The following is a 16,428-nucleotide window of genomic DNA, read 5'->3' as shown; positions in this document are numbered from 1 at the left end:
GAAAAACAAATAAATGCAATTTTGCTTGTATATTTCAGCACAAATGTTTAATTTTGCCAAATGATATTGTATTATGACTAAAAACTATGATTACAAGCCTGCTCCAGTTGACACTACTAACGTGAAACTGCCAGAAGAACTAACAGTACTTGCAGAGGCCATCTCAAAGAATGTACATGAGGTATGGGCCCTGAACCGCATGAACGAAGGCTGGACATACGGCCCCGTACGTGACGACGAGAAACGACAGACTCCATGTCTGGTTCCCTATGAAGAACTATCAGAGGAGGAGAAAGCCTACGATCGAAATACGGCCTTCGCCACCCTGAAGTTTATTGTATCCCAAGGATTTGAAATCAAGAAATCAAAGTTAACATGAACACATCATTCGTAGCATTTCTAAACAAAGAAGGAATTGCCTGTGCCTCGGACACCGACATGACCTTATATACACTTTCACGGCAGGAACCAGTAGCTCTTGCCGTGAATTCGTATTCACCCATCCCCTGGGATGCCATCATCAACACCTATCTAAAAAAGGGCGAAATAGCCAAGCATGAAGTATTCGGCGATTATGCCCGTGATTTCTGCAATTATCTTTGTTCTGTAGAGGTCGATCCTGCCTGGAAGAAAATGACAGAAGATGACAGAAATATTATATTCTTAGGTTTTGGCACTGATGACGTATTCCCTTCGGCCGTAGATATTATGGTGCACATTGACGAGGAAACAGACAAACTGGTATGCGACTTCAACATAGAGCGAGGTATAGATCATGATAATGAGACTGATTTCTTCACACTAAGTCATTTTGAGAAAACTCAGCCAATCATGTACGGAATCTCTCATGCAGCACACCTTAAACTAATAGATAAGCAAGTTGAGCTTATCGAAGTCTTTAAGAATAGAATTTTGGAAGCTGTAAAAGAGACCAAGTTTGAAGAGAGTGTTCGGAACAGGCTATGCGAATACGATACTGAAGAAGAATTTAAAAAACACACTTTTAAGCAGACATATAAACAATTAGACCGAATCAACACGGCGATAGACTCATTTAATATTGAGGACCTGGTAAAAGTTGTTGAGGATTTTGTTGATGCAAAAGTGCAGTTAGACCACCTAAAAGCCGGCGGCAAGGGGGAACTTCCGCACGCCAGAGAACTGGCAGTAATTACCCGTACAGAGGGAGTGGTTTATATCAAGCATTGTTTATTTGGATTATAATTTTGACAATTATGACAGCAGTAGTAGGCATTTTAAATAAGCGCGGTATTGCAATTGCGGCAGATAGTGCCGTCACGATGACACGAGACGGTAACGAAAAGGTTGAGAATTCAGCCAACAAAATGTTGAGAATGTCTGACGCCTGCCCCGTTAGCGTCATGATAGTTGGCTCGGCATCCTTTCTTTGTACTCCATGGGATGTTATTATACGCCGTTATCGGCAGAAACGTGGCAACATACAATTCCCGACCGTCCAAGCCTGTATCGATGATTTCTTCTCGTATATGTTAACAGAGAAGATATTCTTTCCAGAGGAAATACAACGGAATTATCTAAGAAACATGCTTCATTCATTCTGGGATGATGCAGTGTGTCAAGTACCAGATATAAACATAAACGAGGAGAGAGTAGTTACAAACAAAAAACAGATTGTTGATGCGTTTCACAAGCGCATTGAATCCGGAATCAAATTCTTCCATGAGTTTACGCCACTACCCATGTATAAAGATTACACCATCAACCAATTTAAAGAGTATCTCGACTCTATGGTTGATAATCTTTTTGCAAGGAAGACTGCCGTTTTAGACTCACCTTTGTTTGAGGAAGACGACACGTTTTCAAACGAATATCCAAAAGACATATTGTCTGAAATCAAAGAATTATTTATAGAAGGCTTTTTCTCATATATGACATATGGATATGAGTATGGCAAAACCAACCTTATATTTTCTGGATACGGCAGTGACGAGGAATATCCAGTAATGATTAGGGTAATGGTCAGCCATGGATTTGACAATCGCATCTGCTACTATATTGATCCAGAAGACATACATGCCATATCCGATGCCAATCCCGTTGCAATCTGTCCGTATGCTCAGACAGATATTATGGATGCTCTGCTTACAGGAGTTGAACCACATTTCTTCAGAAATGTTTGTAGTATTTCTGAGAATATGTTTAACGAGATAAAAAAACAGCTATCCATTGATTGTATGTCGGTGGAAGAATCCGAAGAGATTGACGCTATACTCAACAAGGTGAAATTAAACGATCTGACTCGCAAGTTCAAGCAATATGGAAAACGGATTCTAGTAGAAGAACGTCGTCAATGGCTGAAGGCACTCAACAACTATAGTGTTCAGGACATGGCAAACTTGGCAGAGAATCTTATCGCCATGACCAGCTTTGAGCGCCACATGACCTTCTCACAAGAAAGTGTTGGTGGCCCCATAGACCTGGCCGTAATCACAAAGAACAATGGATTCACCTGGCTCAATCGCAAAAGCTGGTACCACCACAAAGATGTAGGTGGCCGCTACGGCAAATTCGGAATATAAATCGTTAAAACATTCGCATTTATGAAGACTATCAAGATATTTCTGGCATCATCAGAGGAAATGGATTACGATCGAATGGCATTTGGTAATCTGGTTCGTCGTTTGGATAATATGTATGAGAAACGTGGTATTCGAATAAAACTGTTTGAATGGGAAGACTATGATTCTGCCTATAATGATAAACGTAAACAGGACGAATACAACGATTATGTACGACAGAGTGATATCTTCTTAGCCTTATTCCACAAGAAAGCAGGAGAGTTTACTGTAGAGGAGTTCAATATAGCTTCAGAAGAATTCAAAGAAAAAGCATCTCCAAAGGTATATACCTATTGCAAAGATTTGAAAACAGGCGAAGAAGAAACACCAGAACTAAAAGATTTTAAGAAACAGCTCTTTGATGAGATGGGGCACTTTTGGTGCCGCTATGATAATCGCGAGAGTCTCCAGTTCCAGTTCGTCATGCAACTGCAATTGGTTGAAAGCAACCAAATGACGGATATGAAAGTTGAAGACGGGAATGTAACCATCAATGGTCTTCCAATTGCATCAATGGGTAAACTAAAATTTGCATCACGCAATGAGGAATTCATAAAGATGAATGAGGAACTGGCATCTTTGCCCCCAAAAATAGAAAAAGCCCGTCTGCGTCTCGAGAAATTCCCTGATGATGAAGATCTTCAGGATGACTTACAAACGAAACTCAACCGTTACAACCAGTTGAAAAAAGATTTTAATGAGTACCAACAAATCCTATTCGATACGGCCAAACGTATTGCCCAATTACAGGGCGAACGTATAACCGAGCGCATGCGAAGAGCTATGGATGCTTTCAACGATGGAAAAGTTCGAGAGGCAAATATCATTTTAGATGAAGCAGAAGCAGATGCTCGCAGGAATCTAGAGGATTATAAACAGAGTAAAGAGATTACTGATTTGAAACGCCAAGCAGTTATCAACTCCATCGAAGAGTTATTATTGAAGACCTCCACCATAATGGCAGATGCAAGCATACCTATTGAGGAACGTATCGAAAGCACAGAGAACCTATATGCTCAAGCTGATGAAATGTCAAAAGTTGCTGAGTACGACAAAAACAAATTCGCCCAGATCCTTCTCGATTATGGAGATTTTCTAAAGAAATATGCCCGATATTCACAAGCCGAAGATATCTATAAACGACTGATTGTGTTGTCAGAAGAAATATATGGAGAGATTCACTCCGACACAGCAATAGCTTACAATAATGTTGGCTGTCTTTATGATGACATGGGTAAATACACAGATGCATTAAAATATCATTTCAGGGCTCAAGAAATACGTGAAGAAGTACTGGGGAAGGCTGATCTTCAAACAGCAACATCCTACAACAATATTGGTTTAATATACAACCAAATGGTTGACTACCCCAAAGCTATGGAGTATTTCAGGAAAGCGCTTGATATTTATGAAAGAATACTTGGTGCCGAAAATGATTATACTTCAACAGCATACAATAATATTGGGTGTCTTTTAGAGGATATGGGTGAGTACTCAAAAGCATTGGAATACCATCTAAAGGCATTGGTTGTTGATGAAAAGATCTTAGGCATTAATCATCCTGAGACGGCAAAGTTGTATAACAATATCGGTATTGTATATCATGACATGGGTGATTATCAGAAGGCACTAGATTACTATAACAAAGCGATAAACGTTGATAAAGAGGCCTTAGGAATCAATCATCCAGAAACGGCAAAAGTTTATAATAACATTGGGTGCCTATATGATGATATTGGTGAATACCAAAAGGGGCTTGACAATCATCTTTTGGCTTTAAAAATCAGGGAAAAGGTATTGGGAAAAGATCATCCCCATACAGCTCAATCCTATCACAATATTGGGGTACCATATGACTTAATGGGTGACCATCAGAAAGCTTTACATTATTACCTTAAGGCTCTTGAAATCCAAGAAAGGACATTGGGAAAGGAACACCTTGAAACTGCCAAGACAAATTACTGTATCGGTGGCATTTATGACAGTCAAGGTGATTATCATAAAGCACTTGAGCATTATAAGAAGGCCCTGGATATACAAGAGAAGGTTTTAGGAAAGGATCATCCTGATGTTCTCAAATCTTATAATCTTATAGGAACCATTTATCGTGAAATTGAAGATTATCATAATGCCTTAATATATCGCCAAAAAGAAATAGATTATCATCTTCGCAATTCGGGTAACAATTCAATTAAAACCGCTATTGCATATAACAATGTTGGAGCACAATATAGGGACTTGACGTTATACGAGAAAGCCATTGAGTATATAAGTAAAGCTTACGAAATTGCAGTAAAGATAGAAGACACGACTGCAAAAGCCAGCTATCTCAATAGGTTAGGACGCGTCTATGCTTTGATGGGAAATTTGGAAATGGCCCGCAATAAATTCAAAGAGGCTATCGATTTGCTACCAGAAGATCATCCAGAAGCAGTTGATAGTCAAAATAGACTGAAAGAAATACAAACCAAATTGCACTAAAGGAAATGAAGACTATCAAGATATTCCTGGCATCATCAGAGGAAATGGATTACGATCGAATGGCGTTCGGTAATCTGGTTCGTCGTTTGGATAATATGTATGAGAAACGTGGCATTCGAATAAAACTGTTTGAATGGGAAGACTATGATTCTGCCTATAATGATAAACGTAAACAGGACGAATACAACGATTATGTACGACAGAGTGATATCTTCTTAGCCTTATTCCACAAGAAAGCAGGAGAGTTTACTGTAGAGGAGTTCAATATAGCTTCAGATGAATTCAAAGAAAAATCATCTCCAAAGGTATATACATATTGCAAAGATTTGAAACCAGGAGAAGAAGAAACACCCGAACTGAAGGAATTCAAAAAAAGACTCTTTGACGAGATGGGGCACTACTGGTGTCGCTATGACAATCGCGAAAGCCTTCAGTTCCAGTTTGTAATGCAGTTGCAGTTGGTTGAAAGCAGCCAGATGGATAATGTGAAGGTAGAAGATGGCGTTGTAACCATCAATGGCCTTCCATTTGCCAAAATGGAGAATCTCAAATTTGCTGCAGCTAACGAAGATTTTCTCAGAATGCAGACTGACATTCATGAACTTCGCAAAGAAATTGAGGAGATGCAAATTGAACTTGAAAAGAAACAAAGAAGACTAGATACCAAAAAGGCAAAGTTAGAAGAAACCCCTGATGACGAAGACTGTCAGGAGGATTATAATTATATAAAAAAGGATGTAGAAAAGCTGATTGATAACCTCCAACCCAAGCTTAACAAATACAATAAGTTGAAGGAAGATTTTGCCCAACATCAAGAACTATTGTTTAATACAGCGAAACGTGTTGCAAAATTACAAGGAGAAGAGATTAATGATCGTATACGTCGAGCAATGGATGCTCTTAACGAAGGGCTAGTACGTGAAGCCAACACAATTCTCAATGAAGCAGAAGAAGATGCTAAATGCCTATTGAACGAGTATAAACAAAGCAAGGAGATAACAGAACAGAAACGACAGAATCTTATTATATCTATCAAAGAGTTGTCACTCAAGGCAACTTCTATTATGGCAGATGCTAGTATTCTTATTGATGAACGCATCAAACAGGCAGAAGAAATCTACAAACTTGCCGATGCAATTGCACAGGAGATAAACTATGATCAAGATAAATATATCGATTTCTTTTGGGAATATTCAGGTTTCCTTCGTGACCATGCCATTTTCGACAATGCAATAGAAATACACAACAGACAAATAAAGATGTGTGAAGATTTCCATGGCAAGGTGCATCCTGACACAGCCCGCTCATATAACAACATCGGTATCGTAAACGATTGTTTGGGTAATTACGACAAAGCACTGAAGTATTTCGAACAAGCTTTGAATATCCGAGAAAAAATCCTGGGTAAGGAACATCCTGACACGGTACGCACATATAGCAATATTGGTATCGTATATTATGATTTCGGCAATTACGACAAGGCTTTGGAATATCACAAGCATGCTTTGGATATCCGAGAGAAAGTTCTAGGCAAGGAACATCTTGACACAGCCGACTCATACAACAACATCGGTCTTGTTTACTTTGATTTCGGAAATTATGACAAGGCACTGGAGTTTCATAAGAAGGCTTTGGATATCCGAGAGAAAGTCTTGGGCAAGGACCACCTTGACACAACCGGTTCGTATAACAACATCGGCATCGGATACTACCATCTAGGCAATTATGACAAGGCTCTGGAATATCATAAGCATGCTTTAGAAATCTGCGAGAAAGTCCTTGGCAAGGAGCATCCTAATACAGCTATGGCATATACCAACATTGGACTCGTATACTTAGAACTCGGCGATTACAACAAGGCATTGGAGTATCAAAAGCAGGCTTTGAATATTCTTGAGAAAGTTCTGGGCAAAGAACACCTTGGTACAGCACGCTTATATAGCAACATCGGCAACGTATACTCTGAGATCGGCAATTACGACAAGGCATTGGAGTTTCATAAGAAGGCATTATATATTCGAGAGAAAATTCTGGGCAAGGAGCATTCTGATACAGCTGGATCATATAACAACATCGGCAACGTATACAAAGATATCGGCAATTACGACCATGCACTGGAGTTTCACAAGAAGGCTTTGGATATCCGAGAGAAAGTCTGGGACAAGGAACATCCTGACACGGCAAGTTCATATAACAATATCGGTAACACATATAATGATCTCGGAAATTATGACAAAGCGCTGGAATGTCATAAGCATGCTTTAGACATCTGCGAGAAAGTCCTTGGCAAGGAACATCCTAATACAGCTATGGCATATAACAACATTGGCAACGTATACAATAATCTCGGAAATTACGACAAGGCACTGGAGTATTACAAGCAGGCCTTGGAAATCCGAAAGAAAGTCCATGGCAAGGATCATCCTGACACGGCAAGCTCATATTACAACATCGGTGTCTTATACAAAGATATCGGCAATTACGACCATGCACTGGAGTATTACATGATAGCATTAGAAATAAGAGAAAAAGTACTGGGGGCAGAACATCCAGACACAGTTAGAACATATAGAAAGCTAGGACACCTCTATCTAAATATTGGCGATAACAATTTGGCAAGCCAATGGCTTGAGAAAGCAGCTACTCTTGGAGATACAAATGCACAGTTTTATATTGGTCATATGTATGAAATAGGTAAAGGAGTTGAGAAAAATTACGTAGTTGCAGCAGAATGGTATAGTAAAGCTGCTGAACAAGGAGACGCCAGAGCACAATATAATTTGGGATTAATCTATGAATATGGTAAAGGAATAGAACCTAATCTTGATAAAGCGATTGAATTATATCGTATGGCTGCTGAACAAAGCCATGTATTAGCTCAGAATCAATTAGGAGTAAAATACAGATTAGGGCAAGGTGTGGAACAAAATGGCGAGAAAGCCTTTGATTTAATTTATAAAGCCGCAGAAGGAGGTTACTCTGTCGCTCAAAATAATCTCGGCTGGATGTATGCGAATGGGTGTGGTACAGAACAAAATTATGAAAAGGCCATTGAATGGTATAAGAAATCAGCTGAGAATGGCTATAAAAAAGCATATAATGGAATTGCATGGACTCTCCATTTGTCAGGACGATACGAAGAAGCCCTGCCTTGGGCAGAGAAAGCTGTTGCGGCATTCCCTGAAACGCCTTATATTATAGACACTTTAGCATCTGTCTATCAAGACCTTGGTCGTTATGACGAGGCTCTTGAAGAGTTTGAGTTGTGCTTGAAACTCAAACATGAGCAAAACGAATCAGATGACAGCATTCATCAAACAGAAGAAAAGATTGCAACACTGAAAGAATTGATGAAGAATGGTTAAGGTCCTGAATCTTGATAATGCCACGATAGTGATGGCATAATTGCGCACAGATTCTAACTTCTTGCAAAAAAACACTCCATCACTTGTTAGAAAATTCACTCTTGCTGTACTAAGTATATAGAAGTTGAACTTAAAAACAGTAAGATTATGAGCAAAATTCAAGATGCAATCCAGCAAATGAGTGTAGAAGAAATGCAGCAGCGTCTGGCAGAGTACATGGCAGCAGATAAGGAGTGGGCACCCCAACCCGTCGCTATTGAGGTGCGCCATCGCGACATCAAGGACATCTCAGGTACTAACATCTACGACGTCATCGTACTGAAGGATGACAACACGGAGGAGGTCATCAAGTTCGAGGACCGTTACTCGAAACTGATATATATCTACACCCTACTCCACCCCATGGGGTATCAGCGTCGCAGTCTGAACAAGCCAGAGAAGGATTTCCCTGAGCTCGCTCGTCTCTATCGCGCTATATTCATGGCTAATCCTGACCGCATGATAGCATACACAGCCAAGGACTTCGACCACATGATGAGTATGGCTGTGGCATTTGTACGCAAGGTCGTTGCCAGAATGATAGGCTGCGAGGAACTTACCATCGGCAACCCTCGCCAGTATTGCGGCCGCACCGTCATACCTGCTGTATACAACGGGCTGGAAGTCATCATCGACTCCCAGCTAAAAAGCATCAACTGAGCAACACTTATGTCAACGTTACACAATAATTCTACCAAAATCTTGTTTATTCCAGATATAATTCGTATCTTTGCCCCCATGGAGGAGAAAAAAGAATATTTATCTGATAGTGAGATTTATGAAGGGCTGCTTAATGATGACATAAACGTCATCAACCAGCTTTTCTATGGAGGTCAATTTGACGAAGTAGTTACAATCATCCAAGAAAGTATCTTTCGTAACAGAGAAGCATATAGTGTAAAAGCAGAAGTCTTTAATAACCTCTACTTTCTATTTAAAGACAAAAGTAAACTGCGCGAATACGAAACTGAGGGTGGTAGCATCATAATCTGGTTAGCAAGAAAGGCCATAGCCCATTATCAGGAACAAAGGAGTGCTGAAAGAAAAAAGAATAAACGTCATGATGAAATAATAGCAAGGGGAGTTCAAAAAGAAGTGCCCTCGCTAGTTTCAGACAACAAACCCGAACTGAATCCTGAACAAAATTTGATAAAAAATGATATCAACGAAAGAATCAGAATGGTTGTTGACATGATGGACAATGAGAAATATGCAGAAATTATGAGAAGAAAATTCTGGGGAGATGAAATGCCTTATTTAAGCATTGACTCCACAAATATATCACAAGACAGGAAGAGGGCTAATGAGGCATTCACCAAACTCTTTTTCAAAATCGGAAAAAAGATTATATATGGCTAAGCAAAGAATAACAAACGAACTGATGTCGCGGTTTTATGCAGGAAAAGCAACCGGCGAAGAAACCGAAATGATACTCCTAGCGGCGGAGCAAAATCCCGACCTAAAGGAAGAAATAGAAATCATGATGTCAATATCAAACAAGTTGGCAGATATACACATCAGTAAAGAGCGAACCCAAAAGGTATCGCCTGCAAATGTCATTTCGATGACGGCAACATATCTCCCTATGTACAGGCTGGCGGCCAAAAGCAGAGAGTATGGTCACGACATGAAAGCTCCTAACGATTGCGTGGTTCGTTGTGAACATTACTTATTACAACAATTCGGCATAAAAACTACGGTAGAATCACTTACAGAACAATCACGAGGAAAAGGTTGGCTTAAGGTTGGTGGCACCCCACTACACCATATCGGTAGACTACTGTCAGAATTTTATCGTCTCTCGGTAGTACGCCGCTACGATTGCGAATACGATCTCATTAACAAAGAGTTAAATGATGGATGTAAAATCATAGCAGTTGTAAATGCCGACAAACTATATAGCAACAATACGGAACGGAATATACCTAATCATGCCGTAGTGGTTCTATCTGCCAACGACAAACAGGTACGTATCTACGACCCACAGCATGCCCAGGAAGAAACTCATCCTACTACTAACTTTATGTTTGCATGGCAGGATTCACATTATTATATTATATCTGTAACAAAGCGAGGTGTTCGGAAATACAATCCATCTCCCATTGATGCAAGTAGTTTTAAACTTGAAGGAGATCTAGAGGAGCTAATGGAAGCCATAGCCGAAAATGCTCATGACATTTGGGCAAAAGCCAGAATAGAAGATAAGTGGACATATGGTGACGTACGCGATGACAAACATAAGAAACACCCTGACCTTGTTCCCTACAGCGATCTAACTGAAAGTGAAAAGAAATACGATCGTATTATGGCACGAGGCACTCTCGAACTTGTGCAGCGTCTAGGGTATAGAATCACAAAAGATAAATAATCTGCAGTATTAACATCTTTTAAGCATATTTCCCCGAGATCTTTGTTAGATTTCGGGGTTTTGGTGTCTGTATACTATAGATAGTAATCATTAAAACTGTAGAATTATGAGTAAAATGCATCACCTCCTTGAGAATCATGCCGAAGGTTTCAACGTCTACCTTGAGCAAATCGAGAACAATCAGCCTCTCACTATGGAAGAAGAGCAGGAACTGGGCCGCCGCATCATGGCAGGCGACACCACTGCTCGCAACAAGCTCATCGAAGCCAACCTGCGCTTTGTACTCACCTGCGCCATCGACATGGCCACTCCCTTCGTACCCATCGAGGAACTCATCGCAGCTGGCAACTACGGTCTGACCATAGCAGCTGCACGCTACAACCCTTCATTCGATAATCACTTCTGCTCATATGCGGTACACCACATCCGCAGAGCCATCAGCGAGGCCATCAGGACCTGGACATGTTCCGTCAAGACCCCCAATCTCCTTCTGGGGCTTCAGGCCTGTCTGTCGCTTGACGACTGTCACGATACAGATGATGACAACTGGAGCCGCGACCTTATAGACCGCATACCCGCTGCACCATTGAGCAGTGAAATGCTTCGCGACTTTGAGGAAACCAAGGAGGGGCTGCGCTCTTTCCTAAGTAAGTGGTACTATCCCAGCGATGTAAACCTGATGATGGACTTGGCACAGATGGTGTATGACGGGTATTCCGTTTCCGACCTTGCCAAGAAGTACGGGCTGCCCATCAGGAGAATGAAGGCCATCATTGCCGACCTTCGCGAGAAGGCTATTCTGCACCAACTGCAGAAGGCCTACGCAAAGGCGGCGTAAATATAAGAACGTACTTTTTCTCTTTTCTGTTTTGTTGTTTCAGGTATTTTTGTTACTTTTGCAATCAGAAGTAACAAAAAAATCTGAAGCAATATGGCAGCAGCAATTTTAATGATGAACATGCATGGTGCAGTATGCGCATCCAGTCGCGACCACACCATTTTTCGCTACAGCGAAAAAATACCTTTTGCGATTATGGTTGATCCGACTTCTGGACTAAGGTGGGACGACATCATCATGGCCTATCAGGCCAAGAAAAGCCTTACACAAGAAAACACTTTCGATGAAAGCGTAAAAGACTTCTACTACTATCTTAAAGAAGCGTTTAGTCATGTAGATAAAGACACCATGGCTAAGGAAAACAATAAAATAATCGTGTGCGTAGGTTACGAACCTAAGGACATTTTTCCTCGTGCAGGAGTTATTAACATCTCTGCTAATGAAAAAGGCTTCAACATCTTTAAAAATGAATACGAAATAAGCTTAAGAAAACCAGTATTTCAAATAAATCTAGGCAATTGTGAGAATATCCGTATTTTGTCTGGAGGAGTGTCTGAAGATATTATAAACAAAATGGGCAGTTTGTTACATAAGACTCTAGGCAATATAATGGGCAACAAGGATGCCGCCGCAGGCCTAATTGAAGGAGATAGAAACAGTATTGCAAAGATGTTCACGGAAATACAGGAAGACGCAAAAGTAACTCAAGTTGTCTCTGATTTCACCATTAAAGACATGGTGTCAATGGCGGAGAATCTTATTGAGACAGAAGGTCTGCTTGGTTCAAATGATTCTATCATTTCTCCTACACGCGAGATTGGAATAGTAACCCTTGCAGAAGGTTTCGTATATATCAAACATAGTCTCTATGGTGCTTAAAGGAAAGGAGTAAATATGACAGCGATAGTAGGTATTTTAAATAAGAGAGGCATTGCCATCGCAGCCGACAGTGCTGTGACGTTTACCAATGCAATTCAGGAAGTCACCATTCAGAATAAGAATGAAAAAGTGATTTCAATCAAAGACAAGGTTGTTAATTCTGGCGATAAAATGCTACGATTAAAAGATAAACAGCCTGTTGCTGTTATGATTGTTGGCAACGCTTTATTGACAAAACTTCCATGGGATGTCATCATCAGGTGGTATCGCAAGCAGAATGATAGTTCTGGTTTTCCCACATTTCAAGACTATATTAATAATTTCAAAGAGTTTATAGAATCAGAAATAATACCAAAGTATATAAATAAGGAGTATTCATTCGAAGAAGCAGAAATAACACATCTGGTATTTGCTGGATATGGTCAAGAAGAGTCCTACCCTAGTATCTGCCAGTATAAGGTTATCGGAATATCCAAATCGAAACTACAATGGCAATCTTGCGGATGTGCTAGCATATCAGATGAGCAAGAAAGCAATATTTTCACGAGTGGCCAATCCGACATTATCGATGCCATAGAATTGGGCATACAAGATGACCGTGTTAGTGTTATCCGCAGAAAATTCCAAGATCTCATTGATAATCTGCTAAATGAGAACATGCTTGATTCCCTAAAAAGCAAGATAAACTATCCCGCTATTCGTCAAGAGGTAACGGACATTATTAAAGAAAGTGGACGTGAGCATTTGCGCCAACACCTGGAAGCCATAAAAGAATTTGATCTCCAGAAAATGGCCTGCCTAGCAGAGAATCTGATTAAGGCCACAGAATTACATCGAAAAATAACTTCCAGACAAGAATCTGTAGGTGGTCTTGTCGACCTCGCAGTCATTACTCGCGAAGATGGTTTTCAATGGCTCAACCGAAAAAGTTGGTATGAACCATCGAAAGGCGGACAATATGGTAAATTTGGTATTTGAATTCGAAAAAGCATGAAAAAAATTGAAGTATTATTACCAGTTTTTGAGATTGAAGATCTCGTAGAAGAACAGGCTGTTGCAAAAGCCCCCACTCCTCAGGCAGAAGAAATAGACCTGAGTGTTCTTCCTGTAAATGCATCGCTTAATCGGGCAGTGTATTGGATAAACAAAACCGATTGTGCCAACATCACTGCGTGGAGGTCTGGCAATAAACGTGCAGAAAATGATGCGAATAACCGCAAACTCCAGGAAGCGCTTCGTGCCATGGGTTATGGAATTATCAAGCTCCAAGGTTTTTATGCTGAAGTAGGTCAAGATGTGAGCAAGGAAAATAGTTTTCTGGTATTCGACCGGAACAATGATCCGGACTTTTACGAGAACCTGTATAAGCTTTCGGAAATATTCAATCAGGATTGTTTCCTATATAAGCCTGCTGAAGAAGAAGTTGCCTATCTCATCGGCACCAACGAAGACTTTATCAGGGATAATGGCGAACGTGTAGCAGCCGGAAAGCTCCACATCGGCAGTCTCTCAGCAAAAGCATATAGTGAAATAGGCAGCGGAAGAATCTCATTCGAATAGAATACCACAACAAGGCGGGCCCATCTCTTAGTCATACTGATAGAAACTGGCGGGGATGGGCTCGTAGTCGTATTCTGGATTGGTAGTGGCATCGGAGCCACTACACTCTACCAGTAGATACAGGCCAACAAAGAATATGATGGCGCCCAAGAGCCTACCAATGCAGAAACTAATATACTCACCTATGGAGTTAAACTCCCAGATAATACCCCAAACTTTTTTATAAAATCTCATTTCGTTATTGTTATTAATGTTTTCATTTCATGGAAAGGTATACCGTGTTCAGCAAGAAGAAGCTGAAGACTACCGATATAGACCTTCTGACTCTGGGTAAGATGCGTCAATTCAAAGATTTTCTTCTTTCTCTTAGTAGAAACCTCTTTGTCCAGTTTCTTCTGTTCGAGCTGCTTCTGAAGGGCAACGTTTTCCTCTTCTAGCCCCTCAGCATAGCGTTGAAGTTGCTCGAGACGTTCCTTGTCTTTACGATAAGCTCTGAGGATGTACTTCATTCGCACCTCATAAGGGATGTCACCGGCAGGGATGATGTGGATGTTACGCACAGGGGCGTTCATGCTGGGTGTCATGCACTCGGAATTGTTTCTCAGTTCTGTCATAATTGTAATATTTTTTAATTTAACAATAAATCCGTTTTAAACAGCTCTCATATGTATTAGTACACAGAAAAGTACAAATCTAACATCATGGACGAAAAAAATGAGCGAATCATGAAGATCCGCCCATTTGAAAGACCTGATTATTGAGAAACAGAGCGAAAAGTGCTATGCACATAAAACATCAGTTCCGTCGTCAGCAAGCTGTGGTAATGGATTCCTGACACTCTGCTTGGCACCGACCTTAATGAGCTTGCCACAAGACTGCAGGATGCTCTGACCGCTGGGCTGCAGCTTCTTTTCGCCATCATTGTAGGCTTCAGTAGCATTACTCAAGGCTTTGCCGATAGCCTGATACTTTTTCATGAACTGCCCTACTCTGTCGAGAATCTCATTAGCCAGTCTGAATACTTCCTCCTGATTCTGAGCCTGGGCGATCTGAGTCCAGGTAAGATTGATGATACGCAGTGCAGCGAACAGCGACTGCTCATCGGCAATGAACACATTCTTATCCATAGCCTTTCGCCAAAGGTCGGGTTGTGCATTCAGTGCAGTCCAAAGGGCACCAGTGTGAGGCACAAACATGATGACGTAGTCCATCTTAACCTTGGGCGCCTTGATGTATGAAGAGTAGTCTTTAGTTGACAGTTCCTTCACATGTTTGTTAATACTATCGACATGTGCCTTCAGGAATCTATCCCTATCTTCCTCGTTCTCTGCATTCGCGTAGTCCATAAAAGCTGTCAACGACACTTTTGAGTCGATAATCACTTCGCGCTGTTTATCCAAGTGAAGTATCACGTCTGGGCGCATCTTCGAACCTTCGTCTGACACAATGATGTCGCCATTCTTGTCTCTGAGATAGGGCTGCACATCGTAATGTACACCTCTGGTAAGTCCCTGAGACTCCAGCAATTCATCGAGAACAGTCTCACCCCAGTCACCCTGTACCTTTGAACGGTGTTTGAGGACATTTGCAAGTTCATCAGCACTCTTCTTGGCAGCTTCACTCTGTCTCATCATGATAGAAATTTGAGACTTCATCTCTCCCCCCATTTCTGTCTGCTTAAGGGTACTCTCATCCATAGCTCGTTTCATCTTGTCGAGCGACTCCTTGAGTGGGTTTACAATCTGGCCAATATTCTCATTACTCGCCGCAGCAAACTCCTCCTGACGCTTTTTCAGAAGATCTTCGGTAGCCGATTTGACCTGTGCAGTAACTTTCTGCATAGTTTCATTGAAGCGTGACTGCTGGGCTGATAGTGCTTCTTGCTGTCTCTTCTCCTGCGCAGCAATAGCCTCCTTGTGCCTCTTTTCCTGAGCTTCAAGTGTCTGCTGATGACGCGTTTCCTGGGCAGCGATACTTTCTTGATGTCGCTTCTCCTGAGCATCAATCAGGTTATTGCAGGCCTTGTCCTTAGCCTCAATCATGTTCTCACAGGCCTTATCCTTTTCAGCCAAGACAGTTTCCAGTTTCTCTTGAGCCTCATCCTTGACATGTTGCATCTGAGACTGAAGATTCTCTACTTGGTTCTGAAGCATCTTCTGGCGGTTCTGCATAGCCCAAACTCCCACTAACACGCCAAAAACAACACTCACAATTGCAATAATCATTAATTCCATAATTATATCAATTTAAATTAAACAATAATCTTAGTTTTAACAACCTTCATATACTTAGTACACA

The 16,428-nt window shown here is 40.9% G+C and carries 15 protein-coding genes; 12 read left to right on the top strand and 3 right to left on the bottom strand.

The genetic code is table 11. The annotated features are described in order from the left end of the window. Positions 1–73: 73 nt before the first annotated feature. The 12 genes from PRU_RS01700 to PRU_RS01645 all read left to right on the top strand — a co-directional run bounded on the left by PRU_RS01700 (position 74) and on the right by PRU_RS01645 (position 14,130). A complete protein-coding gene (locus tag PRU_RS01700; RefSeq protein WP_041385528.1) occupies positions 74–379 on the top strand; it encodes a RyR domain-containing protein in 306 nt (101 codons plus the stop codon). Further along, positions 376–1,224: a hypothetical protein gene (locus tag PRU_RS01695; RefSeq protein WP_041385527.1), complete on the top strand. Its 849-nt coding sequence runs from the start codon at positions 376–378 to the stop codon at positions 1,222–1,224. Before PRU_RS01700 ends, PRU_RS01695 begins: the two co-directional genes overlap by 4 nt. Positions 1,225–1,235: 11 nt before the next feature. After that, a complete protein-coding gene (locus PRU_RS01690; RefSeq protein ID WP_013064646.1) occupies positions 1,236–2,561 on the top strand; it encodes a hypothetical protein in 1,326 nt (441 codons plus the stop codon). A gap of 21 nt (positions 2,562–2,582) precedes the next feature. Continuing rightward, on the top strand, positions 2,583–5,081 hold the full coding sequence (locus PRU_RS01685; protein ID WP_041385526.1) for a tetratricopeptide repeat protein: 2,499 nt from the start codon (positions 2,583–2,585) through the stop codon (positions 5,079–5,081). 5 nt (positions 5,082–5,086) lie between these two features. Further along, positions 5,087–8,446 carry a DUF2225 domain-containing protein gene (locus PRU_RS15145; protein ID WP_049769054.1) on the top strand — a complete coding sequence of 1,120 codons (3,360 nt, stop codon included), beginning with the start codon at positions 5,087–5,089 and terminating at the stop codon, positions 8,444–8,446. A 147-nt stretch (positions 8,447–8,593) separates the two neighbouring features. After that, entirely contained in the window at positions 8,594–9,145 is a 552-nt protein-coding gene (locus PRU_RS01675) for a hypothetical protein (protein WP_041385525.1), read from the top strand. 78 nt (positions 9,146–9,223) lie between these two features. After that, positions 9,224–9,844 carry a hypothetical protein gene (locus PRU_RS01670; protein ID WP_041385524.1) on the top strand — a complete coding sequence of 207 codons (621 nt, stop codon included), beginning with the start codon at positions 9,224–9,226 and terminating at the stop codon, positions 9,842–9,844. Next, a complete protein-coding gene (locus PRU_RS16225; RefSeq protein WP_224083010.1) occupies positions 9,837–10,853 on the top strand; it encodes a RyR domain-containing protein in 1,017 nt (338 codons plus the stop codon). Before PRU_RS01670 ends, PRU_RS16225 begins: the two co-directional genes overlap by 8 nt. Before the next feature lie 106 nt (positions 10,854–10,959). Continuing rightward, on the top strand, positions 10,960–11,691 hold the full coding sequence (locus PRU_RS15140; protein WP_074684007.1) for a sigma-70 family RNA polymerase sigma factor: 732 nt from the start codon (positions 10,960–10,962) through the stop codon (positions 11,689–11,691). A 93-nt stretch (positions 11,692–11,784) separates the two neighbouring features. After that, positions 11,785–12,570: a hypothetical protein gene (locus tag PRU_RS01655; protein WP_041385523.1), complete on the top strand. Its 786-nt coding sequence runs from the start codon at positions 11,785–11,787 to the stop codon at positions 12,568–12,570. 15 nt (positions 12,571–12,585) lie between these two features. Next, positions 12,586–13,548: an Ntn hydrolase family protein gene (locus PRU_RS01650; RefSeq protein WP_013065351.1), complete on the top strand. Its 963-nt coding sequence runs from the start codon at positions 12,586–12,588 to the stop codon at positions 13,546–13,548. Positions 13,549–13,560: 12 nt separating this feature from the next. Beyond that, positions 13,561–14,130 (top strand): hypothetical protein, encoded by a 570-nt coding sequence (locus PRU_RS01645; RefSeq protein ID WP_041385522.1) that lies wholly within the window; start codon positions 13,561–13,563, stop codon positions 14,128–14,130. Between the two features lie 27 nt (positions 14,131–14,157). Here the strand turns inward: PRU_RS01645 and PRU_RS01640 are convergent, their stop codons facing one another. The 3 genes from PRU_RS01640 to PRU_RS01630 form a co-directional block, all read right to left on the bottom strand. Next, on the bottom strand, positions 14,158–14,364 hold the full coding sequence (locus PRU_RS01640) for a hypothetical protein (protein ID WP_013064191.1): 207 nt from the start codon (positions 14,362–14,364) through the stop codon (positions 14,158–14,160). Next, a complete protein-coding gene (locus tag PRU_RS01635; protein ID WP_041385521.1) occupies positions 14,361–14,744 on the bottom strand; it encodes a hypothetical protein in 384 nt (127 codons plus the stop codon). The genes PRU_RS01640 and PRU_RS01635 overlap by 4 nt, the downstream gene beginning before the upstream one ends. A gap of 165 nt (positions 14,745–14,909) precedes the next feature. After that, complete coding sequence (locus PRU_RS01630; RefSeq protein ID WP_041385520.1) at positions 14,910–16,364, bottom strand: DNA recombination protein RmuC; 1,455 nt, start codon at positions 16,362–16,364, stop codon at positions 14,910–14,912. Positions 16,365–16,428: the final 64 nt, after the last annotated feature.

This window comes from Xylanibacter ruminicola 23 (genome assembly GCF_000025925.1).
GTDB lineage: Bacteria > Bacteroidota > Bacteroidia > Bacteroidales > Bacteroidaceae > Prevotella > Prevotella ruminicola.
Note: the sequence above shows the minus strand (reverse complement) of the source record. Positions and strands in the feature narration are given on the sequence as shown.